This window comes from Reinekea sp. G2M2-21 (assembly GCF_015687175.1).
Lineage (GTDB): Bacteria > Pseudomonadota > Gammaproteobacteria > Pseudomonadales > Natronospirillaceae > Reinekea.
Genome location: NZ_JADPQG010000008.1, coordinates 124,345 through 148,693, shown reverse-complemented (window position 1 = coordinate 148,693; position 24,349 = coordinate 124,345). Strand labels below are relative to the sequence as shown.

The 24,349-nt window shown below is 48.0% G+C and carries 25 protein-coding genes; 11 read left to right on the top strand and 14 right to left on the bottom strand.

Features of this window, described 5'->3' with window-relative positions:
* From IYN85_RS22140 to IYN85_RS22130, 3 genes are all read left to right on the top strand, one after another.
* Nucleotides 1-432, top strand: coding sequence for a hypothetical protein (locus IYN85_RS22140; protein ID WP_196161140.1), 432 nt, complete (start codon nucleotides 1-3; stop codon nucleotides 430-432).
* Nucleotides 433-1,221: 789 nt separating this feature from the next.
* On the top strand, nucleotides 1,222-1,902 hold the full coding sequence (locus tag IYN85_RS22135; RefSeq protein WP_196161139.1) for a response regulator transcription factor: 681 nt from the start codon (nucleotides 1,222-1,224) through the stop codon (nucleotides 1,900-1,902).
* Complete coding sequence (locus tag IYN85_RS22130; protein WP_196161138.1) at nucleotides 1,889-3,271, top strand: HAMP domain-containing sensor histidine kinase; 1,383 nt, start codon at nucleotides 1,889-1,891, stop codon at nucleotides 3,269-3,271. Before IYN85_RS22135 ends, IYN85_RS22130 begins: the two co-directional genes overlap by 14 nt.
* Here the strand turns inward: IYN85_RS22130 and IYN85_RS22125 are convergent.
* The 7 genes from IYN85_RS22125 to moeB all read right to left on the bottom strand — a co-directional run bounded on the left by IYN85_RS22125 (nucleotide 3,252) and on the right by moeB (nucleotide 8,516).
* Complete coding sequence (locus IYN85_RS22125) at nucleotides 3,252-3,977, bottom strand: TSUP family transporter (protein WP_196161137.1); 726 nt, start codon at nucleotides 3,975-3,977, stop codon at nucleotides 3,252-3,254. The genes IYN85_RS22130 and IYN85_RS22125 overlap by 20 nt on opposite strands.
* A complete protein-coding gene (locus tag IYN85_RS22120) occupies nucleotides 3,970-4,764 on the bottom strand; it encodes a substrate-binding domain-containing protein (protein ID WP_196161136.1) in 795 nt (264 codons plus the stop codon). Before IYN85_RS22120 ends, IYN85_RS22125 begins: the two co-directional genes overlap by 8 nt.
* A 5-nt stretch (nucleotides 4,765-4,769) precedes the next feature.
* A complete protein-coding gene (locus IYN85_RS22115; RefSeq protein ID WP_196161135.1) occupies nucleotides 4,770-5,468 on the bottom strand; it encodes an ATP-binding cassette domain-containing protein in 699 nt (232 codons plus the stop codon).
* 2 nt (nucleotides 5,469-5,470) lie between these two features.
* A complete protein-coding gene (locus IYN85_RS22110) occupies nucleotides 5,471-6,097 on the bottom strand; it encodes an ABC transporter permease (protein ID WP_196161134.1) in 627 nt (208 codons plus the stop codon).
* Between the two features lie 212 nt (nucleotides 6,098-6,309).
* Nucleotides 6,310-6,591 (bottom strand): MoaD/ThiS family protein, encoded by a 282-nt coding sequence (locus IYN85_RS22105; RefSeq protein WP_196161133.1) that lies wholly within the window; start codon nucleotides 6,589-6,591, stop codon nucleotides 6,310-6,312.
* 18 nt (nucleotides 6,592-6,609) lie between these two features.
* Entirely contained in the window at nucleotides 6,610-7,332 is a 723-nt protein-coding gene (locus IYN85_RS22100) for a HesA/MoeB/ThiF family protein (RefSeq protein ID WP_196161132.1), read from the bottom strand.
* A gap of 41 nt (nucleotides 7,333-7,373) precedes the next feature.
* Nucleotides 7,374-8,516 (bottom strand): molybdopterin-synthase adenylyltransferase MoeB, encoded by a 1,143-nt coding sequence (gene moeB / locus IYN85_RS22095; protein WP_196161131.1) that lies wholly within the window; start codon nucleotides 8,514-8,516, stop codon nucleotides 7,374-7,376.
* A 166-nt stretch (nucleotides 8,517-8,682) separates the two neighbouring features.
* Here moeB and IYN85_RS22090 point away from each other — a divergent pair, with 166 nt between their 5' ends.
* From IYN85_RS22090 to IYN85_RS22065, 6 genes are all read left to right on the top strand, one after another.
* Nucleotides 8,683-9,336 carry an ABC transporter ATP-binding protein gene (locus IYN85_RS22090; protein ID WP_196161130.1) on the top strand — a complete coding sequence of 218 codons (654 nt, stop codon included), beginning with the start codon at nucleotides 8,683-8,685 and terminating at the stop codon, nucleotides 9,334-9,336.
* Nucleotides 9,333-9,746: a hypothetical protein gene (locus IYN85_RS22085; RefSeq protein ID WP_196161129.1), complete on the top strand. Its 414-nt coding sequence runs from the start codon at nucleotides 9,333-9,335 to the stop codon at nucleotides 9,744-9,746. The genes IYN85_RS22090 and IYN85_RS22085 overlap by 4 nt, the downstream gene beginning before the upstream one ends.
* Nucleotides 9,747-9,750: 4 nt before the next feature.
* The gene (locus tag IYN85_RS22080; protein ID WP_196161128.1) at nucleotides 9,751-10,815 is read left to right on the top strand and encodes a hypothetical protein; all 1,065 of its coding nucleotides are present in this window, start codon (nucleotides 9,751-9,753) and stop codon (nucleotides 10,813-10,815) included.
* Nucleotides 10,812-12,053 carry an FtsX-like permease family protein gene (locus IYN85_RS22075; RefSeq protein WP_196161127.1) on the top strand — a complete coding sequence of 414 codons (1,242 nt, stop codon included), beginning with the start codon at nucleotides 10,812-10,814 and terminating at the stop codon, nucleotides 12,051-12,053. The genes IYN85_RS22080 and IYN85_RS22075 overlap by 4 nt, the downstream gene beginning before the upstream one ends.
* Nucleotides 12,054-12,256: 203 nt before the next feature.
* The gene (locus IYN85_RS22070; RefSeq protein ID WP_230390907.1) at nucleotides 12,257-12,781 is read left to right on the top strand and encodes a YcxB family protein; all 525 of its coding nucleotides are present in this window, start codon (nucleotides 12,257-12,259) and stop codon (nucleotides 12,779-12,781) included.
* Entirely contained in the window at nucleotides 12,778-13,272 is a 495-nt protein-coding gene (locus tag IYN85_RS22065; protein ID WP_196161126.1) for a 2'-5' RNA ligase family protein, read from the top strand. Before IYN85_RS22070 ends, IYN85_RS22065 begins: the two co-directional genes overlap by 4 nt.
* 10 nt (nucleotides 13,273-13,282) lie before the next feature.
* On the opposite strand, the gene IYN85_RS22060 is transcribed toward IYN85_RS22065, so the two are convergent.
* The 7 genes from IYN85_RS22060 to IYN85_RS22030 form a co-directional block, all read right to left on the bottom strand.
* A complete protein-coding gene (locus IYN85_RS22060; RefSeq protein WP_196161125.1) occupies nucleotides 13,283-13,945 on the bottom strand; it encodes a response regulator transcription factor in 663 nt (220 codons plus the stop codon).
* A 31-nt stretch (nucleotides 13,946-13,976) separates the two neighbouring features.
* Nucleotides 13,977-14,360, bottom strand: a complete 384-nt coding sequence (locus tag IYN85_RS26520) for a sensor histidine kinase (RefSeq protein WP_370592238.1) — start codon at nucleotides 14,358-14,360, stop codon at nucleotides 13,977-13,979.
* Nucleotides 14,361-16,184: 1,824 nt separating this feature from the next.
* The gene (locus tag IYN85_RS22050; protein ID WP_196161123.1) at nucleotides 16,185-18,182 is read right to left on the bottom strand and encodes a PD40 domain-containing protein; all 1,998 of its coding nucleotides are present in this window, start codon (nucleotides 18,180-18,182) and stop codon (nucleotides 16,185-16,187) included.
* Nucleotides 18,183-18,560: 378 nt separating this feature from the next.
* Entirely contained in the window at nucleotides 18,561-20,087 is a 1,527-nt protein-coding gene (locus IYN85_RS22045) for a methyl-accepting chemotaxis protein (RefSeq protein WP_196161122.1), read from the bottom strand.
* A gap of 137 nt (nucleotides 20,088-20,224) precedes the next feature.
* Nucleotides 20,225-20,887, bottom strand: a complete 663-nt coding sequence (locus IYN85_RS22040; RefSeq protein ID WP_196161121.1) for an ABC transporter substrate-binding protein — start codon at nucleotides 20,885-20,887, stop codon at nucleotides 20,225-20,227.
* 350 nt (nucleotides 20,888-21,237) lie between these two features.
* The gene (locus tag IYN85_RS22035; protein WP_196161120.1) at nucleotides 21,238-22,152 is read right to left on the bottom strand and encodes a pyridoxamine 5'-phosphate oxidase family protein; all 915 of its coding nucleotides are present in this window, start codon (nucleotides 22,150-22,152) and stop codon (nucleotides 21,238-21,240) included.
* A 12-nt stretch (nucleotides 22,153-22,164) separates the two neighbouring features.
* Nucleotides 22,165-22,797, bottom strand: a complete 633-nt coding sequence (locus IYN85_RS22030) for a glutathione S-transferase family protein (protein WP_196161119.1) — start codon at nucleotides 22,795-22,797, stop codon at nucleotides 22,165-22,167.
* 118 nt (nucleotides 22,798-22,915) lie between these two features.
* Between IYN85_RS22030 and IYN85_RS22025 the strand changes: the two genes are divergently transcribed.
* Together IYN85_RS22025 and IYN85_RS22020 are read left to right on the top strand one after the other, a co-directional pair.
* A complete protein-coding gene (locus IYN85_RS22025) occupies nucleotides 22,916-23,818 on the top strand; it encodes a LysR family transcriptional regulator (protein ID WP_196161118.1) in 903 nt (300 codons plus the stop codon).
* A gap of 24 nt (nucleotides 23,819-23,842) precedes the next feature.
* Nucleotides 23,843-24,295 (top strand): NUDIX domain-containing protein, encoded by a 453-nt coding sequence (locus tag IYN85_RS22020; RefSeq protein ID WP_196161117.1) that lies wholly within the window; start codon nucleotides 23,843-23,845, stop codon nucleotides 24,293-24,295.
* The last annotated feature ends 54 nt before the right edge of the window (nucleotides 24,296-24,349 follow it).

The following is a 24,349-nucleotide window of genomic DNA, read 5'->3' as shown; positions in this document are numbered from 1 at the left end:
ATGTTAACAAGGCCTGACCAATGGTCACCCATCATCCTGGAAGTGTGCCAGACGCTTGAAAAAGCCGAAATTCGCTACCACGCAGATGCCTCATCGTCACTCTATGTACACGGGTTCGCGTTCAACATGGATGATTTCGATGTCACCGTCGAATGGGGCAAAATAGACCAAGCCTTGGCGTTATTTGAGCATTGCAACCCATCACCCATTTCCGGGACAAATCCAAGGCAATTTACGTTTCGCCTCTATGGGTGCCTTGTCGACATCATGTCTTATGAGAGTAAGACCGGCATTGGTCCAGACGATGAACGAACACAAGTGATGTTCGCCGGTTATCGCGTCTGGTCAAAAGTTCCGGCGTTTTATTTATCACGCATGAGGAAAGACCACCCGATTCGAGCACAGGCTCATCAGTTCTTCACTGATGAGTAATTCGCACCACCATAAAACCTCAAATATGTTTTTATCTCACTCTGTCTATGCTTTCCTGATTCAACGCGTTTACAACTGCGATGTACCTTTCTATCTGCGGCGGAATTTTTCATTCGTGAAATCATTGAATCGAGTTCACCAGGGTCACTTACCGCTGCACTGTCACATTGAATCGTCCGTCACCTTGGTACAGCGACAGAGGGTTCCAAGACCAGCTTTTTTAGGTTTCAAACCAATAGCGTTTGTAAAAACCAACTCAGCGAACTGAAGTCTTACGTTACTTATACCAATTTTTTATCTCAATGCATTATGCAACAGACGACCTCAATATCACTTTTAAACATTTAGATTTAGTTCACAGAATTTCAGTCAAAAGAGAAAATATATTTTTCAACTCCAACTATAAGTAAAGAAACACTCACTGAAATGAATGGTTATGAAACGTTAGAGCAACGCAGAAAAGGAAACATATTTACCTGTCATTGTCGCCATGCCGATAGATCAACTTCTGGCTCAATGGCCTTTGATCAGCAGTAAACTCAAGGCATGCACCAACGTTGTCACACCATTTCCTGTCGCAACCTGGATAGCCAATTTAGGCATATGCTTATAATTGCCTGTAGAATTCGACCGAGCACTGATATAACGTATTCCGATCTGATATTGAATCGACGGACTTTCAGAAGACACGAACTTGATGAATTCAAATTAAAAGTGTGTTGAAAGAGTCAGTCGAGGTAGTTTCGTGTTAGTAGGACCTAACTCAGCATTAATTGGCAGCAAATACATATGAAAGTTCTAATCATCGAGGACGATGAAGTACTTGCAGACTACATCGCGAAAAGCCTCAAAGAATATGGATACATCGTCGACATTTCGTTAAACGGAAAAGACGGACTATTCTTGGCAGTCACTGAAACCTATGACGTCATAATTCTTGATCGAATGTTACCCAATGTCGATGGATTGACCATTCTCAAAACCATAAGGGCTTCTAACAATAACACGTTGGTTCTAATTCTCAGTGCACAAACCTCGCTCGAACAAAAAGTAGAGGGTTTGGCAGAGGGCGCAGATGATTACCTGGCGAAACCCTTTGCATTTGAAGAGCTGAAAGCACGGGTAGAGGCACTGATTCGCCGAAAAGGTGAGGGCGAACGAAAAGATGAGTTTCACCTGACCGCTGGTGATTTACGATTGGACCTGAAAAAACGCAGAGCATGGCTAGGCACTCAGCCCCTGCATTTACAACACAGGGAATTTACCCTTCTTGAGTATCTGATGCGCAATGCGGGCCAGCTAATCTCCCGGACTATGCTGCTGGAAAATGTTTGGGAGTACTCATTTGAACCTCAGACGAACGTTATCGATGTCCATATCAGTCGGCTGAGAAGTAAAATAGATGTTGGACGAAAAAAGAGCCTGGTAACAACCATTCGGGGCAGTGGGTATGTATTTGAGTCAGATTAAAGAAATATTGAGAAGTCCAAATACGCGGTTTTTGGCTCTGTCCTATCTAACTATTTGGGCAGGGACTGCCATTGTTTTAGGTCTCATGTATTGGCTGATCATTCAAAAGATATGGGCCGATCTTGAAACCGACCTCGCCATACAAACAACAGAATTTAGAGCATTACTGACACAACAACCCAATACCCCGATAGAAGAAATTATTGAACAAATGGCTCAACAGCCTGAACTATATGTTGTGCATCCAGCCGACTCGGGACATGTTCATCTAAGCTCACTAAGCCAACAAGACAAGAACATGAACGCGTTGTTGAGCTTGAACAAGCCTCCGCAACATATTCGAGACCACTTGCATATTATGGAGGAAAAAAATGGTGCAAAGTTGATCACTGAAAACATACTGTTGCCTGACGGCACGGTTGTCGAGTTCTCCAAACGTATCGACTACATCGGCACACTAGAAATTCAGTTACTGAAAGTGCTGACCGCAGGTCTTGTTGCAACCTTTACCATTGCCATGATCATCAGTTTATTCCTAGCGCGATTGAGCGTGAAGCGGATCACACAGTATAACGAAACCTTTGAAAAGATAATCGCGGGTAACATGGATCGACGTGTTCCAGTAACCAAAATGAATGATGAATATGACCGCTTGGCGAACACCATAAACAACATGCTTGATCGAATCTGTACTTTGGTGAACAGTACCCGCCAGGTCTCGGATAACATTGCTCATGAGCTTAGAATTCCACTGGCCCGAATTCGCGCTCGGCTCGAACATCTGAACAAATCAGATAGCGCACCGGAAATTGCCAGTAGTCTCAATGATTTGGACAGAGTATTGAGCATGTCGGACCAATTATTGAAGCTTGCCCAAATGGAAAGCGCAACTCTCACGAACGCTAAGACGATCAATTTACATACGCTGATGTCGGACCTGATAGACTTCTATGAACCCTTGGCGCAGGAAAAGAACATTTCTCTGAATTATCAAGGCGAAGATGCAAATATAGTTGGCGAAGCCGATCTCTTATTCCAAGCGCTGTCGAACTTACTCGACAATGCAATTAAGTACACACCGTTACAGGGAGCGATTAACTTGACCTGTAGCGTGAATAAACGGCTCTGTCAGATTGAAATCAGCGATTCAGGGCCAGGAGTCGATGAAAATGAATTACCCCTGTTGTTCAATCGTTTCCATCGTACCGACCACTCAAGATCAAAACCTGGCTTTGGTTTAGGGCTCAGTCTCGTTAAGGTCATTACAACTCTGCACAATGGGCGAATACAGGCCTCTTCCGAGAATGGGCTTTCGATTAAACTCGCGTTTCCATCCCAGGTAAAAAGACCTACTGCACAATTAGCTTGAGCTGAATCAAAGCGACAGCAATGGTAATGGACACTTTGATAAGCATCTTACTTTTAAATGCATGAGTAAACTTTGTGCGAATAATAACCCCTGTCATCGAGCCCAATATCGCACTGATGCTCCCGACAATCAGTACCCCGCTGTACTGCGAAAAGTCAAAACCAACCGATGCAAACAACCCAAGTTTCACAATGTTTATGAACGCCGTAAATGCGGCAGCCGTGGTGACAATGGTCAAAGCGTCTTTAAACTCAGCTTGCAGTCTCGCCAAATGCAGGGGACCCGGTGCACCAACTGTAATAGACAGGTAGCCCATAAAGAGCCCTAACCATCCGTACCCAACCTGAGCAAGCTTCGCAATGACACGATTGCTTAACCAAGTAATCAGCAAAATGTATATACTGACAAATACCAGCAACATGGTTTTATTGATACTCAGATAAAAGAAGAACCCGATACCAACACCGAGCAATGCCCAGAAGCAAAACATCATGGTTGGTCTTAACGCGACATGACGAATAGCAGGCACTATACGGCCAAGATCACCAGAAAGATGAATGACAGCGTGCAATGGAATCATTATCGACAAGGGAAAGTAGAGTGCCATGGTTGCCAGCAACATCATTCCACCCAATGCCCCGGTCAAGCTGGTGACAATGAATGAAGCATAGGCAACCAATGCGATATATATTTCAGCGTTACTCATTGGCAGCGATGTAACGAATCAAAGAGTCGTCCAAGCTATGGAACATCTCTCGCGTCGGCGCTGACAATATCCAGTCTTTAAACTCGATCACTTGCAAAAGAGTCTCTTCATCGAGATCACTGGTTGGTATAATCAAACTGTAGATATTTGGAGTATCGTGCTCCTTTAGAACCACCAGATCTCGCTTGTTCTGGAACAGATAGAATGTAGAAGAGTCAACAAACATATAGGCTCCCATGGCCGCAGCGGTATTGAGAGACTGCCCACTGCCTGCACCCGTCTCTAAATAGTACTCCGACTTCGAGTAATCAACACCGTGCCCAGCCCAGGTATTCCTTTCTGCAATATGTGTCCCCGAATCGTCCCCTCGACTGATAAAAATTTGCTCTGCGTCGAGAATTAACTTGATCGCCTCCGCAACGGAGCTCGCTTGCGCTACGTTAGCGGGGTCATCTTTAGGTCCAACAATGACGAAGTCATTGGAAAAAATCTCGATACGCTCCCCAGGATGCTCTTCCAGGAACAACAACTCGCGCTCTTTGTTATGAACAATAGCCAAGTGCAAATCCTTCGTGTCCAGATAAGACAATACTTTACCGGTACCGGAAACCACTATTTTCAAATCTGTGTTAGAGAAGAGACTGTCATAGCTGTCTTCAATCAGTTTGGTAATGCCTGCATTATCCATGGAGGTTGTCATACCAAGCTTCAACTTATGGTCTTTGCCAAACCCGGTGCCTGCGATCAAAACTGTGAATAAAAACAATATAATGAGTCGATGATTCATTTCATTTATCCTAGAAAACTGTTGATGTATTTTCTGGCCGGGTCGGACACGGGCATTTTAAAGAATTCAGACCCTTCCGTGACCTCTGACACCATTCCTTCATGCATATAAACAACACTATCGGCTAGTCTCTTTGCCTGAGAAATGATGTGAGTTGTTAGTACTATATTGACGCCTTTCTCTTCTTTAAGATCAAAAAGGAGTGACTCAATCTCACTTTCCGTTTTTAAATCAATATTCGCAGTCGGCTCGTCAAGTACTAAAATCTTCGGGTTCAACATCAGTGCCATAATCAACGCTAGCTTTTGGCGCTCCCCGCCCGATAACCTGGCAGCGGGATGTTGTTTCTTTTGACTAAGACCCAAACGTTCCAATAATTCGTCTGCAAGAAAACCTTGGCCTTTGTTACGACGAACACGGACTATAAAGTCGATATTTTGCTGAACGGTTCTGTTCAACAGAATCGGCTTCTGAAAGACAAAAGCGATATCTTGACTGGAGAACTCTTTTCCGAGCACAACAGACCCGGACGAAGGGTTGACCAGACCGGCTAACACTTTTAAAAAGGATGTCTTTCCGGCACCGTTATGACCTAAGATAACCGTACCACCCTCTTCCAGGTCACACGTTAGGTCCGTTAAAATCTGGTAACCTCCGTCACCTATCAACGACAATGTCTGGGCGGTAAAAATGGCGTTTTTCATATTCATTTCTTCTGAAACAGCAGGATAGTCATACTTAACACAATGCTAATGGCAAGCAACGTAAGACCTAGATAAACAGCTTGATCGATATTTCCGCGAGAAGTCTCTAACACGATACTAGACGTTAATACCCTCGTATCTCCACGAATATTGCCCCCGACAATCATGACTGCTCCAACTTCAGACAGGCACCGACCAAGCCCGACCAAATACGCAACCTGAAACGTGGCGACATTTTCAACCATAATTATCTTAAGTCGTTCCCACTTCGATAAATGCAGCACTTTAAAAAAGTCAGTCCGTTCGTCGACGTAGACCCTAATCGATGAAAATGCACTGATAACGATGACTGGAAAGGACAGCACAACCTGAGCAGTAACCATCGCAGACTGCGTAAAAAGCAGCTCCATTTCCTTAAAGAAACCGGCGTAACTGAACAGAAGATACAAAACCAAGCCCACGAACACTGGCGGTAGGCTATTCGCCATGGTCAGTGACATCAAAATTACACGTTTGCCAAATGAATGCTTCTTATTAGTCAACCATAAGATAATAGGAACGGCTGTTAAGAACGCGATAAAGCTAGCGGTTAAACTTACTTTGAGTGTAGTAAGCAATATTTCAATCATGCTATATCCCTACAGTGAAATAGTGCCTGCATCTACAATGATTTTGGCGTTAATCAGGTAATTTAGACCAAAGATTGTTGCAGTAGTCCTTAAGGAAGTGCGCTTCAAAAAGCATCAGGCTTATATTCTTCATGTCATAACATGCATGCCACGATAAATGCCATAAGCAATTCTCCACGCACCGTCGAAGCACAGGTAACGTCGGTTGACTATCAGCCACCTGCCATTGCTTGGATTACGCGAATATTTTCATGCCCATGCAGGTTCACATTACTGAAGTTATCCGTCACTTGTTCATCGCTAACAAACACTTTGATGTGTTTGCGCACACTGCCATCGGCATCGCACATAAAAGGCAGTGCACCGGGAATGTCCTTGTCGAGACAATTGAACAGTTCTTGAAGTGAACCGGACTGAAAGGCTTCAACTTGGACGGACTTAGAACTCAAATCAAGTTCTTCTCGCATTCTGGAGGGTAAATGGACAGTAATCATTTCATTTCCTTTTTTTAATTAAGCACTACACACTTTGCATTGATGATCTTTTTCTATCTTTAACTTATTGAAATCCATGTCGGTCAAATCGTAGTGAAGCATCTTGCCTTTAAGTTGCAACTCGCCTTTCGCAATGTAGCTGATCGCTTCGTTCGCCAGCAGGCAGCCGATAATGCCCGGACCTGTTCCCAGTGCGGGGAAAACATGGCGGTCCACCCAAAACTCGGGTTTTTCAGGATACAAACATGAAAGGCACGGCGTCTCGCCTGGAACGAAAGACATCACATAGCCCTCTTGAGCGTACATAGAGCCCGATATCATGGGTATATTCAACATTTGAGAAAGCAGGTTGTTGTTATAGCGTTCTTCGAACATTGGCGCCGCATCGATAATGACATCAGCCTCATTAGCAAACGCCTTGATGTCATCAATTGACTTAGCGTGCTCCCCCAATACTTCCACCTCAACAGAGCTGTTGATTCTTGCAATTTCTTCTTTGAATACATCGACACATGGGCGGCCAACATCAGACTCGTGTGCAAGGTGCCACCGATTCAAATACTCGGCATCAAGAGTTCCACCATGAGCAAGCAACAGCCGACCAACGCCACTGCGAGCAAGATAGTTCGCCGCGGTGCCACCAACACCACCGACCCTAGAGATATAAACAGTTGCGTTGGACAGCTTTTTTTGTCCTTCTTCCCCTAGAACGGAGAGATGGCGCGCATATTTGGCGTTCATAAGTTAATTCCTTTTGTTAATCATAAGTGTCGTCTTACGGATTACTGAAAGTATTCAATGCTCTCCACTTCTTTTGCCCATTTTTTGATACCACCGCTCATCGAGTGGATCGTAACCGGGCCTTTATCTTCAGAAATCTTACAGATGTGATTGAGCGCCTTCATCGACCGCACGCCGCCTAAGCAATACAGTACAATTGGATCCTTCGACAGTTCCAAGAGTTCCTCGTCATACTTACCCGCTAAAATTTCGGCTAATGACATGTGTCTGGCGCCAGGCAAACTTGAGTACTGGAATTCATAGTCATGCCTAACGTCAATTAACACTGCACCGTTGTCCTGGATATAACGAGGCACGTGAGCGGGTTCGAGCTCTCGATCCGATTTCACCGGGTTTGCAACCTCACAACTGATGTCTGGGGTATCACCTAAGTGCTGTAAACTCCAGTGACCACATGCCGGACATTGAGGGTCTTTCTTAATGCTGAGCGTGCTGTATTCGTTCGTTAGTGCATCCATTAACAGAAGCTGACCCACCAGCGGCTTGCCCATACCGGCAAGATACTTAATCGCTTCGGTCGCCTGTGTAACCCCAATAATTCCGGGCAATACTCCGAGAACACCCGCTTCAGAACAACTTGGAATACTTTCTGGCGGCTCAGGGTAAAGGCAGCGATAGCAGGGGCCGTTCTCAGTAGCCAAAATAGATATCTGGCCGTCGAAGCGATATATGCTTCCGTAAACAAAGGGTTTGGAAAGCTTTACACAGGCGTCATTGATCAAGTAGCGAACAGCCAGACTGTCGCAACCATCGATGATCAAGTCATACTGACTGAAAAGATCAAGCGCATTGTCTGCACTGAGAAACTCTGCGTAGGTTTCAATAGTAATGAGTGGATTCAGCTTAGAGAGCGTCGTTGCAGCTGACTCAACTTTCAATTTGCCAACCGTGGAAGTGTTGTGAACGATCTGACGCTGCAGGTTACTTTCGTCAACGGTGTCGGCATCTATGATACCGATCGTCCCAACACCCGCTGCCGCCAAATACAAAAGACACGGTGACCCTAACCCGCCTGCACCAATAACCAAAACCTTCGAAGACTTTAATGATTCCTGACCGCGCAGACCAAAATCATCTAGCTTTAAATGTCTGGAGTAACGACGTATTTCTTCCTTATTCAGCATCCTTTTCACCTTGTATTCTGTTTTTTTTAAACACTAAACGAACTTCCAAGCATTGTTGAGTTAACAAACATTACGAAATGTTAATAGTCAGGAAAGCTACTCGTAAGGGCAATGACGCTACACTGCTTGGACAATATTCAATACGCTAATCAGAGGCGCTGAACTCATGCTAAGACTCGAGAACATAAATAAACAGTTTAAGGGGCAACAAGTCCTCAACTCCCTGAGCTTTGAAATTAAGAAAAATGAAATGATCAGTATCATGGGAAGATCCGGATCCGGCAAAAGTACGCTTCTGTCGATTATGGCCGGCCTGCAAGCCCCCGATTCTGGATCCATCGTATTTGATGAAAAGCAGCTCGGTGTTCTAAACGAAGAATCACTTGCGAGCTTTCGACTGCACAACATCGGATTTGTGTTTCAGGATTTTCTGTTGATGCCTTCTCTGAGTGTGTATGACAACATTTACATTGCTGCCCATCCACGAAAGGACATCGCAAAAACGATCAAGCATCAGCGGGTCACAGACCTCATTGAAAAAGTGGGCTTAGCAAGTAAGGCAAAGCAACGAATAGACAAACTAAGCGGTGGCGAACGCCAGCGTGTCGCTATCGCCAGAAGCCTGGTCAATAAACCCAAGCTTGTTTTGGCCGATGAACCAACGGGGAATCTCGATGCCAGCACCGCTGACGATATCATGAGCCTGTTTCGTTCTCTGCACAGTTCAATTGAAACTTCCTTCGTTATCATTACCCATGACGAACACATCGCGACGCTTACTGACAAAACATACCAACTGACAAATGGATCACTGCAATGAAAAACAAAATACACTCTATATTAGCCTTCGCAGCACTAACCTTTTCTGCACTGTTCAGCGTACCGGTGTTTGCGGGCGAATCTATAAAAATCGATATTGTCTACCTGCCACACGGTCCAGTGCTCAGCGTAATGAGAGACATCGAAAAGATTACACGTCAGTTTCCTGATGCCGATGTCACAACCTACAGTTTTGATGAAAAAGATGGCGTCGCCCTCGCAGCTTCGTATGGCTTTCGCGGACATATGCCAATTTTGGTGGTCGTCAACGGGTCCTACAAACATATTCTGGAAGGTACTGAGGTAGAGTTCTATAACTTTCCGTCGGACAATTCCTTCGCGCCAATGTTCAAAGGCTCGTGGTCTTACAGTGACCTTTCCCTGCTTTTAGATGAACTCGCTGCGAGGTAACCCAATGTTAACTCGGTATGTTATTTCGCACCTGCTTTACCAGTATAAGAAGGTCATTCCTGTCGCTATTATTTCAGCGCTCATACTGGCACTGCCTCTGGTAACCTTTTTGATATCTGAGCAAGCCAAAGTTCTGGCACTACGACCGCTAAAGCAACTGAATTCTGAGATCATTTTGCAGCTTAACAGCGAAACAAAAGCAGCGGCAAATTTGATGACCACAGGGCTTATTGAACCTTTCAACTTAACAACCTTTTCGAAGGAGGCCGTATCGAACATCGTCAACCAGGTCGATGGTGTCGCTCAGGTTTCATCTGCTCTACTGCTCTGGAAATTGGGACCCAGCGGCACATCGATTTTTGCGGGTATTGATTTGTCCGACCCAAATACCGGCATGCGAAATATCGATAACCTACTGGTTAAACCAGACGTGACATTTTCATCAAATAGCGCCCGGGAAATAATATTGGAACGCCATTTCGCGACGCTTATGGGGTATAAAATCGGCGACAGTTACGAACTCAGTAACACGTCGTTAACCATTATTAATTTCGTCGATTTCCAGGAAGAAAGTAACATTAACAGCGCAACCGGTTTCTTACCGTACACCACCGCCATATCTATTTCGGGCTTGGACGCTGGCGTCGTGAATCAGCTATTTTTGACGCTCAACGACAGCAGCAACCTTCCGGCAATATCAAAGGCGATCTCAGAACAGTTGCCAACCATTCAGGTCATAACGAAAGACAGCATGTATAAAAACCTTTCGGCGTACAGTCAATTCATTTTTAACGCTGGCGATTGGTCAATTACCGTACTGGTTCCTATTGCTCTGGGGTTAATCTATTGGATTATCAGGCTTTACCAGAAAGAAAACCGAATCTATATAAAAACGCTGCGCCTTATCGGCTGGCCTCGCCGCTACACACTGCAATGGCAGATATCCGATGTCGCCATCATTCTGTGTACCGCACTTATTTTCGCGGTCGGAATTGCGCTATCAACACAAAGCCTTTTTACTGCAGGGCTTGATCAATCCATCGTCATTAACACAGGGCTAAAATTATGATGATTCGTTACATGACGTCGTACTTTTTGAGCCAGCGATATAAAACCACGGCACTGGTTGTCAGTCTGTCCATCTACTTCGCGGTACTGCTTATCGCCTTCGTACTATTGCGGGCCATTCCAGATATCGCTGCGTTGCCGCTGAAGAGTATTGGTGTTCAAACGATCGTGCAAAAAACCGGTGAAATACCCGAGCAGATGATAGGTGTAGTATTCCCGCACTCCAATGCGCCGATCTCAGAAGAAGAGTATCAAAAACTGTCAGCACTGGAGTTCACAGAATCCGCCGAAGCCGTGCTGTTCTTTTGGTTCTTCGATGAAAGCTATTTCAAAGCCGTCAGTGGCATTAAACCAGAGAGCGATGTAGCAAAGCTGATCATAGACAACTCGCCGAACACCGTTGACAGTTTGCGGCTTAATGATGCCATTATCACCAGCTCTTTAAGCGAACGTCAGAATCTGGCCATTGGCGATAACATAGTCATTGGCCACATGACCTTTATCGTACGCGATGTTCTGGAGAAACACCCAAGCGCCAATATTGTTGCGTCTGACATCTACATTTCTTTTCAGAGTGCCTTTGATCTTGCGACAGCGTCACCACAAATTACTAACCTTTATTCTGACATATCGCAAACCGTCGGAAATGTCGTTTTATTAAAAACGAACCCGAGCGTTATGGTTGATAAAGAAACAGCCGTAAAAGACATCAACAAAAAGCTGATCGTTTTTAGTGAACAGAGTTTTACGGAGGAAGTTAATGACCAGCTTGCTTTAGTGTCAAATGCGGGCCAAACACTCCTTGGAATCGTCGGTACACTGTTGATCATTGCCTTTTGCTTATTGGTGTTTTATAACCTAAAAACACGAGAGACGGAAATTGCGACGCTGCGGAAAATCGGATGGAAACTGGCGGATCTGCGACTCCAGTTCGGCGCAGAAAGTGCCATCATTCTTGCTACCAGCCTACTGCTTGGCAACGTTATGGCGTTTATCGGCTTCCAATACCTTAAACAAACAACCATAGAGCTTGCTCTGCCTTGGGACATTACGGCCAAGCCTCATTTCCTGATGGAAGAAAATGCGATTGACCGGACCATAGAAGCCGCGTTACCCGTAAACTATGAGCCGATTATTGCGGTTTTAGCCAGCGGTGCGATGTTTGCCTTTTTCATCTCTATCAGCCTATTGATATTCCAACAACTGAAGAACATTAAGCCATACGACATGGCCAAGTAGCCGATACTTTTAGTGTTGGAGGACCCATATTCGGAATTCTCCAACACACGCTTTCGTTTGCCACAAAACGCGTCTGATCACCGGCGATCCAAATTCTTAGCAGGATTTCCCACCATTAAGGGCATCGTACCGACACCTATGTTCTGTTTGCTCATTACCGACGGATTAAAAACTCAGGAATTTTCGGACTGAACGTGGTAAAAATGGCTCATTCAGCCAACGGGTCAGAAGCCATGCAGTCATTTAAAACAACCTTTACCTTATCGCGCGATTATCTGGCGGAATGCTACGACCAATCGCTGCCCCATGGCAAAAACGCCAAGCCGAACTTTTTTTTCCCGGGCGCGTTACTGGTCGTCGGCGTTGGATTGTTTGTCTATACCGAGCAACCTAAAATACTTGGCAGCCTGTTTATTGCCATGGCCGCATTGGAATTACTGCACATCCGGTACCGACGTGCCTGGTGGCTGGCCAGACAGATGTGGGGCAATACAGCCAACACGACCGTCGAACTCACCATCGACGACAACGGTATTACGGCGAAAAGCACCAATAACGAAACGACCCTGTTATGGACAGATATAGACCGGATGATAGATACGGAGCTGGGGCTAATTCTGGTCAGCACTTCGAAAGGACAGCAGTACTTGTCCAAGGCGACACTGACACAGGACACGGTCGATCACCTCTTGGCAAAACACAAAGAGTCTTTACCTGAAAGCACATGAAAATTTACCTGGCACTGTTGGCCGAACATTGTATAGAAGTCGATGCGATTCGCGCTGAACACGACCCGCTGTTCGAGAAGGTTCCACTACATCTCACCTTGGTTTTTCCGACAGATGTGGACGATATTAATGACAGCGGGTTAACCCACTTCTTCGCGGCAGAAAACCCCATGACGGTTTCCGTAAGAGGCGTGACGGGTTCTCACGATAACTTGCTGTTCTTAACGCTGAGTCGCGGAAACGATGACATTATCGATTTACACCACCGGCTATATACCCAGTTCTTTCCTGACTCGTATGACCCAGCCTATACGTTTTTTCCGCATTTGACGGTTGGCCGGATGAACAGTCGTGTTGATATGCTAAACGCCATCCACCGAATGGGTTCCGTAAGCTATGAACACATCGACTTGCGTACTGTGGCTCTCGTCGAAATATGCGCCGATGGAGAACGGAAAATACTGCGTCGGTTTAAACTCGGTCATTCCTGAATGGCAGTCTTCAACTCAACCCCATTTTCTGCGCCTGTATCGCGGCTTCGGCCCGGCTGGAAACATTCAACTTCCGGTAAATGGCTTTGACATGGCTGGCGGCGGTATTGGCGCTGATGCCTAGGTAGTTGGCGACTTCAGTCCGGCTAAACCCTTTGGCAACCAGGCTGAGCACCTCTGCTTCACGCTCGGTTAAGCGTTCGGTTTCTGCGGCAACCGGCGCGGGGCTCGCTGCGGGTGCATTCAAGGTACTCGACTCTTTGAAATGGCGTAAGATTTTCCGGGCAATGGAGGCGGAAAGTGGCGGTTGGCCCAACTTGATATTCGACAGCGCAGAAAGAATACGATCCTGCCGTTCTTCCTTAAGAATGTAGCCGTGTGCGCCCGCTTGCAGAGCTTGGTACACATGTTTGTCGTCATCGTAAATAGTCGCGACCACCAAGTAGGCATCCGGCTGCTCGGCGGCCATTTTCTCGATCAGGTCATTGCCGCTGCCGTCGGGTAAGTTCAAGTCAATCATCGCCAGCGTATACGACTTTTTCGCAATCGCATCATAGGCCTGTGAAAGATTCGCTGCTTCATCGACTTCGCTATCCGTAAAAGCAATTTTAACCACTTCGACCAGCCATTCGCGGGTCGGCTGATGGTCTTCTAGCACTAATATTCGTTCCATGAAGTGGGTCTCCTGTTTGTCATGCGATCGCTTATAGAGGGACCGGGAAACGCAAATTAATATCCACGCCCTGCCCTTCGCGATCATCAAAGGTGATGGTGCCTGCCAATTCGTTCATGCGTCGGAACATGTTTAACATGCCATTATTCGCCTGCCAGTTTTGCACGGGTACAGCCGGGCCGTCGTGTTCCAGGTGCATGTCGATTTCAAATGCGTCAGTAAGCGACATGGTAATCCAAATGTTTTTGGGTTGACTGTGCTTCAAACTGTTCGTCATGCATTCCCGAATCACACGGCTTAGGTTAATCTGCACATGCGCGGTCACTTTGCAGTTACCCGTGGCAGGTACTTGCCAATGCAGTTCACAATTTGCCGCTTCGCACCGGTCAATACATTCTTCACGCAGGCTCGCCATAAATTCATCGAGCGGGCGGTCATTGTCGTTACCCAAGCTGAAAATAGTTTCCCGTAATGTGGTTAGGGCGGAACGGGCCATGTCCGCGTATGGGTCAGGTACACGGTGTATTAAGGTTAACAGCTTTGCGCCAACGTCGTCGTGAAGGTCCCGCATAATGCGTTCGCGTTCCCGGTTCGTGGCGTCTTCACGCAACATATATTGGTGCTCTCCGAAGCGTATAAGGTCGTAACATTGTTGCAGCACGCTGATGTCGCTGTGACTGAACAAACGGCGGCCTCCGTCGCAACCGGCCAGCTCCAGCGAATATTGACCATCGATACTGGGTGCGCGTAACACCATGCCATCGTCCTCAATCGCAAACTGCTCAGAGGGCTGTTTGTCTATTTCCTGCTGAATGGGCCGTATAGCCTGATCCAATAACGACTGCCAAAACTCTTCGGCTTTTTCCCGCGTGTGAGGGGTCAACATAAACGACAGAATGTTCGGCAGCAGTTCTTTTAAGGGTTGAGATTGACGACCCATAAAGCGACGCAATACACGCTGGCGCAATGGGAAATAGAGCCAACCGACAATCAAAATCGTTAAGGTCAATGAGCTGAGCACGCCAATATCCAATAAGGTGATTAACGCAATATCGACAATAAACACCAGCATACCGCTGAGAAACCATAACCAAACGGCTAACCACCAGCGTTCCAGATCAAAGATCCGGTAGCGACTGATGCCAACGGCAATGCCCAGGAATACACACAGCACAATGTAGGAGGCAACAACAAGATCGAGTTGCAACGCACTCGTTAAAACAATGGGCAACACATACAACAGCCAGATTAAGCTGAAGCTGATTAAAAAACTGAGCAACAACCAACGCAGCGCAGCTCGTTCCAATGGCTGGTCTTTTGAGCGGCGCCATTGCAGCATGCCATTTACAAACGACAACGTCGTGCAGATAAAAAACAGATCAAAGTAGGAATGAAACGGCGTGTCGATCCACTGCATGGTTTCATTCGTCCAGGCCAACAACGCCACCACGAAAGTCACACGACCAAATGGAAATTTGCCTAACTGGCTGGGGTAGTGCCAGAGCAGTGCTGACCCGCCATAGGTCAGTAACACCATACCTAAACGATTCCCGGCGTGGGCTATCCGAAAGGCCAGTTCGCTGATGGCCAGTTCACGGGTGGAGTAATACGCGAGTGTGGAACACAACAGGGCAAAACCGACACCGCTGATTAAAAAGATTCGTGCAGAAAGCAACTGAGGTTTGTAACTCCACACACCGGCGGTGATCATCAACCCTAAAAAACCTGCAATAATCTGCAACCAAAAGTCGATGGGTAAATCGCTGAGGTGTCGATTGCGCAGCGGCACGTTCAATTCATCGCCGTTGGCCAGAATAAGCGTTAGAACAGGCGCCTTAAGAACATCCGCCAGCCGCTGTTGGCGTGCCATGAATTCTTGCACCATGGCGAATTTTGGTAGCACATCGGGTTCGGGGATGAGATCGTCCGGGGTAATGTTGAAGTATACATTGCTCGAAGCAACGGTCATAACGTGGGCGTTTTTTAGTTCAGCGGCTTCGGCCACCTGGCCAGACACGGTAACGGTGTTTTCATCTACCTGCCAATCCAGACCGGTAACCCGCTCGTTGGAAACGGCGAGTACAATACCGACAACAGCGGCCAGAAACAGGGCCGCCACGGTGGATAACAATGAAGAAGGGGAGAAACGCACCATGATCATCCTTTGATTAAACGCCGGTTTCGGTCGTCGATCATAGAGCATCCCTGCCAGCTTGTCCTCCCCTTGCATAACGTGCCCTTATTCAACCCATTCAATGTGACTGACGGTGAAAACACTGGTGTCCAGTTCGTCTACACGCACGGCGGCATTGGTGCCCGTGTTGACCAGATACAGTTCGTTGTAGTCATCCGTTTGGTCTGCGACATAGGCAATGGCGGAATTGTCCGGCGACCATTGCGCACCGGCGACGTGCACAAACTCAGCGTTTTTCTCAGAAGGGTTAATCACCACCGCGTCGCCGCCTTCTGGAGATGCCAACACCAGATTCGTAGCGGTATTGACCATGGTCACCCGGGCAAAGACCTGCTCACTGTCCGGCCGGATGTCGTAGTCTTCCAATTGCGCCTGAGCCCCCACACCAACGAGTGTGTTGTAGAGGGTGTCGTTACTCATGTCGACTTGAAAAAGAGTATCTTTCTCGTCAATGTATTGGTCCGCGTGGTAAATCACGTACTCACCATTGGGTGCCACAATAAAACCACCCACATCCATGTCTGCGTTTTCAAATTCACCCACAGGGTCAGAAATTTTCCGACGATTGGTGCCATTCACATTGGCCGCGTATAACTCCATACGATCGTCAACGTCACCATCGGCGATAAACACCACCGGCCCGGCATCGGTGACCCAATCGAAACTTTTAACGTCGCCATTTTCAACCAAGGCATTGTTCAAACGCGTGCGGTTACCGCCGTCTATTTGCGCGACAAACATTTCTGTCACACCGTCGATCAGTACATCCCCCATGAAAGCAACATGAGTCCCGGACTCGTTAAGTTTCCAACTCAACACCGAGCCGCCACTGACCAGATCGTCATTAATGCGAACCAAACTGCTGCCATCCACCTGAGCCTGGTAGAGGTTGAATTGGTTATCGACAATGTCATCAGCTTTAAACAAAACACCACTGCTGTCTGGCAGCCATTGATAGCTGCTGTAGGCATCACCGTTTTCAACCAGATCTGCATTCAACTTACGAAAATCGCTGCCGTCTCGACTGGCGTAGTACAGGTTGTATTCGCCGTCGATGGCGGCATCGGCGCGGTACACCACGCCCTGACCGTTCGGCGACCAGCTCGGGGAATAGACATCGCCACCGGCGGTCAGGGTTTGATTCAGTTTGGTGCGGATGCCCGTCGCGAAGTCCGTCACATACAGTTCAAGCACACCATCGAGCTCGGCATCGGCGGTAAACAGCACAGCGTCGTCGGACGGTGCAATCTGGTAGATGCCGGCGTAGCCACCTTCCACCAAACTACCGGACAATTTCTGTTGCGCAAGGTCTGCCAAGGTGACGCGGTACAGTTGGTACTGACCATCCACCTGATTGTCGGCACGGTACACAATCGCCGAGCCGTCGTTTGTCCACTCAAAGCTCACCACATCACTGCCGTCGGTTTCCAGCGGCGCGTTTATTTTGCTGAGTTCTCCGCCGTCCATGGCGACAATATACAACTCCGATTTATTGTCATCGTCCAGATTGGCGCGTAGGGCAACCGTTTCACCATCGGGCGATGCAGCAAAGCTGTAGATACGCGTATTTTCCGTACCGGGCAACGTCAACGCGGTTGAAGTACCGATTTCAGCGTCCAACACATACAGGCGTTCGGCACCGGTTTCGGTGTGCTCACTGACAAATAAAAGGTGATCGTCGGATTTCACCGTCACCGAATGGACCGTCTCTGCGGTACGGCCGTCGGCGGCTTTCACAGACACTTTAAAGGTCAGCGTTTCTTCGGTGCCGATTGGCAATTCCGGTAATGAAAGTGAGACCATTCCATGGTCATCCTGACTCCATCCGTAGTCGGTTCCCGAGGTTTGCGTCCAGCTGATCGTCGTAAACTGGTCCGCGTTACCCGGAGCAAATGTATAGGTTTGGTTTTCGTGTAATACCGTTTCCGTCGGTAGGGCAATGCTCAGCGGGTCTTTCTGACCGTTATTATTATCCCCTGTTTGATCAGAGGGGTTACAGGCCGCTAATACAGCCGCTGACAGCAAGCAAAGTTTGTAATTCATCGTCACGTTCCTGGTGGTTACTTTGGAGACGCTAGAATGCGGTCAAACCGGAACGCTGAATATGCCCCACCCGGAGGAGACCCAAGGTGAGGTGGGTATCACCCGTTTGGGGGAGACGACTACGCTAATCTGCATCACTCTAGCCAGGTTATGATCCAGATATCGGTCCTTGCTTGCGGCACGTCCATACGTGTGTGATCTTTACTGGTCTTTGATAACGAGGGATGAGGCGGCTACAAAGAGCCAACAAAACGGCACGATAAGTTGGGCAATATTCAGACGGTTGGCCAAAAAAGACGTTTCAACCTTCAACAGATTTGGAACAGAATTTGAGCGCGCCACAAAGACCCTATGCGAGTATGTTTTGCGCCCAGAGGATTAGCGTAAGCGGAACTGGCCAACCAATGTCGACAATGACTCTGCGTGATCTGACAAAATAGAACTGGTCTGAGCTGTCTCATTAGCTGAGTCAGCCGTAGACTGAATAATGTTGACGATGTTCAGAACATTGCGGTTAATCTCTTCGCTGACATGTGTCTGTTCTTCTACCGCAGCGGCAATCTGAGTACTCATATCATTAATATTGGAGATTGCGTTGCTGATATTATTCAGTGATTCAATGGCATGCTGCACTCTTTCAACGGTCTTACTGCTTTTTTCGCTAGAGCGCTCCATCACCGAAACCGCTTGCTCCGACCCCTTTTCGAGCTTTTCGATCATCGCTTGTATTTCACCGGTGCTCTCTTGGGTTCTGGCAGCTAAAGCGCGAACTTCATCAGCCACGACAGCAAAACCTCGCCCCTGATCTCCAGCCCGTGCTGCTTCGATGGCAGCGTTTAATGCCAGAAGATTCGTTTGTTCTGCTATACCCCTTATGGTTTCCAGTACGCCAACAATACCGTTCACGTCACCCTTCAAAGACGACATTACTCCGGTTCCTTCAATAATTTCCGAGGACAGCTCAGCGATAGATTCACTGGTCTGGTTAACAATACCCTGCGCATTTAACGTTTCCTGATTCGCGTGCTGCGCAGATTGCGATACTTGCTGTGCGTTGTTAGCAACTTCATGCGCAGTCGAATTCATCTCGTTTATGGCAGTAGCTACCTGATCTGTATCTTGGTGTACCTGCTTGACTGCATTAAGGTTTTCTTCCGCGTTCTGAGTCACCGTATCAACGGCCTTGGTCACTTCCCTGGCGGAATCATCCACCAATTGCATAGAGTGCTGAATCTTTTCGACGAACACGTTAAAGAAACGAGCGACTAAACCAATTTCATCTTTTCGTTGAATACGGAGTCGTTGAGTTAGATCACCATCTCCCGAGGATATATCTTCCAACGCATCGGAAATTTCCTTCAACGGAGTCTTAACCAACCGCTGTACCAATGTGCTTAGCGAAATTGCAACCAGTAAATCGAGTATGACAATCTGAAATATGGCCTGACGCACCGCCCTCTGCTGCTGCATTTCAATTTCGGCGACGTTTTTCGCCAGCAAGACACGACCAACTTCATATACCGTGCCGCCTTCCTCGTAGCTAAGCTGCGTTTCCTGAACTTGCCCTTTCAACGCAGATGCATCGTTCGCTTCTGTCACTTCGCCATCAGGAGAGCGTACAAAGCCAGACAGCACTTTGTCTCCATCCAATACCATCACACCGACGATAGCGGAGTTTTTAATCGCGCTGGCAAGAGTCAGGTTGACCTGCTCGGACTCAAAATTCCACAACGATGGCGGAATCGTTTCATTCAGCGAGTCACTTAATATGGCTAGATCGGCATCCATTCTCTTATTCAGCTCAGCCGATTCACTTTGATAGTCATACACGCCAAAACTCACCAGAATTACGGTAATAATCGCAATAGCAGATAAATTAAAGCGCCAAATTAGAGACTGTTTCATAAACCACCTCGGGCATGTTCATTATTGCTATCGTCCATATCTCATTAAACTTTAGAATTTACAGAGTAGCAGACAACAATATGAGCGCATGTCTTGCCAGATTGCGGAGACCTCAGGCCCATCGCCACCCTATTCATTCAGAATCGGCCTGCTGCTTTCAGTTTCTTCAGTTCCGCTTCCAAAACCGGTACTAAGTCGGCATTGGCCGGGGTAAGCCAGGTGAAAAAGGGTATTTCAAGTAATGGCTCATCGATAATTCGCAACGGCATACCGGCATCGATCAGTTGCTGTGCGATCTCACGAGTTGCGGGCAAAAAATCGGCACGCCCGCCAGCAATCATTTTCGCGGAAGCATCTAAGCTGGACTGCTCAGACACCGTGGCCTGCATCTGTTGCCCAAGTAAGACATGAACCTGAATACCCTTCGTGGACGACATACGTTTGCCGACCAGATCTGCTTTCGTATTAAATGCTGAGTCACTCTTCACGATGGCAACCATAGGTAATGTCGCCAAGGGCACTTGCACCGGTATGGCTTCAGGAACAATATCCCGGAAGTTTGCCAAACGCATTAAATCACCATCGAGCTCTCCGGCTTTCAACATAGCAATCGCTCGCTCGCCGGGCAGCTTGGTTTTCACCATAGTGTGGCCTGCATTAGCATAGGCCTCAGCAACAGCTTCAATAATTTGAGGAAAAAACTGCTCGGTAGTATCGCTGGTAGAAACTCTATATTCTCTCGCATAGGCTGATGTGGCCAACGCAAAGACAACAGCCAATGTAGTCATTAAACGCAACATGAGCACTTCTCCAATACTGCTTTTTGGTGTGCCTTCTCAGCTTAGAATAAATTCCGGAATCTACCAGTTAAAAAATTACTGATCAGAAAAATAAAGGCAACGATATGAGCAAGGCGCTTTTTTACCACTGTACGCAAAACAGCCCCCAGAAAATGCCCGTGGAACTACGGAACGCCACTGACGCTAAATTCAAATCACCTCAGTCCTATCAGATCGAAGGATGAGTGAGGCGTGTGTTACAGGGAATGGAGAGTCCTTTTTAAAACACACAACATGGCTCAGTCATCGATCTGAAGGCCCCGAAAGGCGGGGCTGAAATGGCAAATATTCAGAGATGCCCCATCTGAAACTTACACGGCTCTCTTCAACCATCGCGCTTCGGTTAAGCGAAATTGCCAAAGGCGTTGCGCACCCGCAAACTGAGCAACATCCGGCGCCTGCCAGAGAATGCTTGCTCGGCCTGTCATGCTCAGCACATCGCCATTTTCAAAATCAATAAACAACAATCCGGCTTTTCCGGTTTGATGAATATTGCCCAGCGTACTGAACATCTGATTCCCCCGATAATCCGGAATCGTCAGCTGTTGATCGCTGTCGATGCGCACAAACCCCGGGTTGCCACCCCGGTGAGAGACGTCCGCGCCGTTGCTCTTGTTGGCGGGTTGTTCGTCGTCTTCGTAATAACTGGCCACGAAAAACGTATCGGCGTAACGAATCAGCGCCTGCATGTCGGCATCGAAAGTTTGCTGTGACGGCAACGACCCATCTTGCGCAACAGCTGTCTCGCTTAAGGGCAACCCCGGACGCGGGTGAATGTACTGAGGGCAATTGCCAAAGGTTTGCTCAATGGCCAGCGTCATACCCGCCGACGAATGTTCAGCCACGGTCGCGGTGAGGCGATTACGCCGTTTGTTGCTTAAATCGATGCCCAGCACACCCACTTTTTGCCCCGTTTGAATGTGAGCTAACGGGTCTGCGCTGAGTGGTTTGGCGGCAACGGTGAGGTGTTTTTCATCGCTTATGGTGATCAAACCATTTGGTTTTGCCAATACCGACGCCCAAGGCTGGCCCGCGTCGTCCACATGACCCACAAACACATAAGGAAGCTCGCGATAAAAGACTTGATGTTGTTCCGGCAGGTAATCACGTATAAACCGAGCGCCAATCGATTCCATTTTTTCCCGCACACCCAATCGAGCTTGAACCCACTGTTCGCCCCGGTGAAAAGGCGATGCATGGGCAGACTTGGAAATTGCATCAGACATAGCGACCTCGATTCAGGCGTGTTTGGCCAACAGACCAACCGGCGTTTTCTGCATGGCGACAAAACCCGGCAATTTTTCAACACGCAACAACCATGCACTCACATGGGGGTAGTCTTCCAACGCTATATCGCCTTCCGGCGCATGCGCCACATAGGTGTACATGGCGACATCGGCAATGGTCGGGTGCTCGCTAACCAGCCAATGTACTGTAGCCAATTGCGGCTCCAGAAAACGCAGTAACCCATGAGCAAGCTCTTGCGCTTTGGCTTTGTCCGCTTGAGCGCCAAACACATTAACGACCCGCGCTGCAGCAGCACCAAAAGCCAGTTTACCGGCCGCTAACGACAGAAAACCCTGAATACGGGACTGCAACAAAACGTCGGTCGGGTACCAGGTTCGCGCAGCGTCATAAACACTTGATAAATACACCAGAATCGCGTTCGAGTCGGCCAGGGTAACCTCACCGTCCTCGATCACCGGCACCTGCCCCGCAGGATTCTTAGCCAGAAACGCCGCTGTTTTATGCTCGCCCGCGGCCAAATTAATGTTAATCAGCTCCGCCTCCAACCCTAACAACGACAACATGAGTTGCACGCGGTGCGAGTGGCCCGATAACGCAAATCGATACAGTTTAATGGTGTTCATACACGATCCTTTTCTTGGGAATGTTGGGTTGTTCAACTGAACTGCCATTATCCGTGTTGACAATAGCCGGATAAATCGCCCTAATGTTGTTTAATTGTCAACATAATGCGAACAATACATGGATACATTGGACGGATTAAAAACCGTTATCGCGGTGGTCGAAACGGGCAGTTTTACGGCGGCAAGCGAACGACTGAACAGCTCGAAAGCGTTGGTCAGCAAATACATCGGTGAAGTGGAAGAGACTCTCGGCATTCGTTTGTTTAACCGCACCACGCGCAAAATATCGCTCACGGAAGCCGGAAACCGCTATTACGTGCAAGCGCAGCAGCTACTCGAAAGTTATCAGGCCATGGTCGATGACGTGGTTGGTGAACAGGTAAACCCACGCGGTGTGTTGCGCATCAGCGCACCGGTGTCTTTCGGCGACCGACAACTGGCGAGCATCGTGCCAGAATTCTGCCAACGCTACCCCGATTTGCAAATAGAGCTGGTGCTGAACAACCGGGCCGTGGACATGATTGAAGAAGGCATCGACGTTCGCATCAAAATCGGTTCCGTACCGGACACCACCTTAATTGCCCGCCACATTTACGACATCCCTCTTGTCGTTTGCGCCTCACCCGAGTACCTGCAGAAACAGGGCAAACCCGAAATACCCGCGGATTTAAGCCGACACCTCTGTATTGTCGACCGGAACTTTAAGCTCGGCCGTGTCTGGCCGTTACGCGATTCACAAGGCAAAACACATAACATCGACATTCAATCCCACGTCAGCGCAGACAGCCCCGTGGCCATTGCCAACATGGTTAAATCGGGTGGCGGCATTGGGCTGATCACGCAGCACGTTGTGGCCGATGATCTGCGTTCTGGAGAACTCATCGCCCTATTGCCTGCGTACAGCACACTGACGTTTGGCCTTTACCTGATGTACCCGCATCGCAAACACCTGTCGACAAAGGTAAAGTGCTTTGTCGAATTCATGCAGGAAAAATTCGGGCACACAACGCTCAACAACTAACCTCTTTACTGAACAAGGCAACCCATGCAGTACAACCAAAAACACCACATAGACGTTACCGCTCGTGCCGCCGGCGCGGTTATTTACAACGACGCGGGCGAATTACTCTTGGTACAGGAACGGCAAGGTTCCAAAAAAGGGCTGTGGCACATTCCATCGGGCTCTATGGAAAGCGGAGAGTTTCCAGCCGATACGGCCACGCGCGAAATCAAAGAAGAAACGGGGCTGACGATTCACCTGACGCACTACCTGAACACCTATGTGGGCTGTTTTGACGATGGCGACTTGGTGCTGCGTCATGTCTGGTTGGAAAAATACCCGGCCGACCAACCGTTGGCGCCGCAATTAACGGACGAAATTGCGAACCTCCGGTTTTTCAGCAAAGCCGACATCGCCGAACTTTACGCAACCAACCAATTGCGCATGTACCACACCAAACTCATGACCGATGATGCCTTCCGCGTACTGGAACGCTGACGACATACGCTGAGATTAGAGCCTGGTCGGGCTGGGCTAGGCTGGGCGGCTACC

Excerpts from the sequence above, each read along its gene's own strand:
- IYN85_RS22140 (WP_196161140.1), top strand. The coding sequence starts at position 1 with ATGTTAACAAGGCCTGACCAATGGTCACCCATCATCCTGGAAGTGTGC.
- IYN85_RS22135 (WP_196161139.1), top strand. The coding sequence starts at position 1,222 with ATGAAAGTTCTAATCATCGAGGACGATGAAGTACTTGCAGACTACATC.
- IYN85_RS22125 (WP_196161137.1), bottom strand. The coding sequence starts at position 3,977 with ATGAGTAACGCTGAAATATATATCGCATTGGTTGCCTATGCTTCATTC.
- IYN85_RS22120 (WP_196161136.1), bottom strand. The coding sequence starts at position 4,764 with ATGAATCATCGACTCATTATATTGTTTTTATTCACAGTTTTGATCGCA.
- IYN85_RS22115 (WP_196161135.1), bottom strand. The coding sequence starts at position 5,468 with ATGAAAAACGCCATTTTTACCGCCCAGACATTGTCGTTGATAGGTGAC.
- IYN85_RS22110 (WP_196161134.1), bottom strand. The coding sequence starts at position 6,097 with ATGATTGAAATATTGCTTACTACACTCAAAGTAAGTTTAACCGCTAGC.
- IYN85_RS22105 (WP_196161133.1), bottom strand. The coding sequence starts at position 6,591 with ATGATTACTGTCCATTTACCCTCCAGAATGCGAGAAGAACTTGATTTG.
- IYN85_RS22100 (WP_196161132.1), bottom strand. The coding sequence starts at position 7,332 with ATGAACGCCAAATATGCGCGCCATCTCTCCGTTCTAGGGGAAGAAGGA.
- moeB (WP_196161131.1), bottom strand. The coding sequence starts at position 8,516 with ATGCTGAATAAGGAAGAAATACGTCGTTACTCCAGACATTTAAAGCTA.
- IYN85_RS22090 (WP_196161130.1), top strand. The coding sequence starts at position 8,683 with ATGCTAAGACTCGAGAACATAAATAAACAGTTTAAGGGGCAACAAGTC.
- IYN85_RS22085 (WP_196161129.1), top strand. The coding sequence starts at position 9,333 with ATGAAAAACAAAATACACTCTATATTAGCCTTCGCAGCACTAACCTTT.
- IYN85_RS22080 (WP_196161128.1), top strand. The coding sequence starts at position 9,751 with ATGTTAACTCGGTATGTTATTTCGCACCTGCTTTACCAGTATAAGAAG.
- IYN85_RS22075 (WP_196161127.1), top strand. The coding sequence starts at position 10,812 with ATGATGATTCGTTACATGACGTCGTACTTTTTGAGCCAGCGATATAAA.
- IYN85_RS22070 (WP_230390907.1), top strand. The coding sequence starts at position 12,257 with ATGGCTCATTCAGCCAACGGGTCAGAAGCCATGCAGTCATTTAAAACA.
- IYN85_RS22065 (WP_196161126.1), top strand. The coding sequence starts at position 12,778 with ATGAAAATTTACCTGGCACTGTTGGCCGAACATTGTATAGAAGTCGAT.
- IYN85_RS22060 (WP_196161125.1), bottom strand. The coding sequence starts at position 13,945 with ATGGAACGAATATTAGTGCTAGAAGACCATCAGCCGACCCGCGAATGG.
- IYN85_RS26520 (WP_370592238.1), bottom strand. The coding sequence starts at position 14,360 with ATGGCGAGCCTGCGTGAAGAATGTATTGACCGGTGCGAAGCGGCAAAT.
- IYN85_RS22050 (WP_196161123.1), bottom strand. The coding sequence starts at position 18,182 with ATGAATTACAAACTTTGCTTGCTGTCAGCGGCTGTATTAGCGGCCTGT.
- IYN85_RS22045 (WP_196161122.1), bottom strand. The coding sequence starts at position 20,087 with ATGAAACAGTCTCTAATTTGGCGCTTTAATTTATCTGCTATTGCGATT.
- IYN85_RS22040 (WP_196161121.1), bottom strand. The coding sequence starts at position 20,887 with ATGTTGCGTTTAATGACTACATTGGCTGTTGTCTTTGCGTTGGCCACA.
- IYN85_RS22035 (WP_196161120.1), bottom strand. The coding sequence starts at position 22,152 with ATGTCTGATGCAATTTCCAAGTCTGCCCATGCATCGCCTTTTCACCGG.
- IYN85_RS22030 (WP_196161119.1), bottom strand. The coding sequence starts at position 22,797 with ATGAACACCATTAAACTGTATCGATTTGCGTTATCGGGCCACTCGCAC.
- IYN85_RS22025 (WP_196161118.1), top strand. The coding sequence starts at position 22,916 with ATGGATACATTGGACGGATTAAAAACCGTTATCGCGGTGGTCGAAACG.
- IYN85_RS22020 (WP_196161117.1), top strand. The coding sequence starts at position 23,843 with ATGCAGTACAACCAAAAACACCACATAGACGTTACCGCTCGTGCCGCC.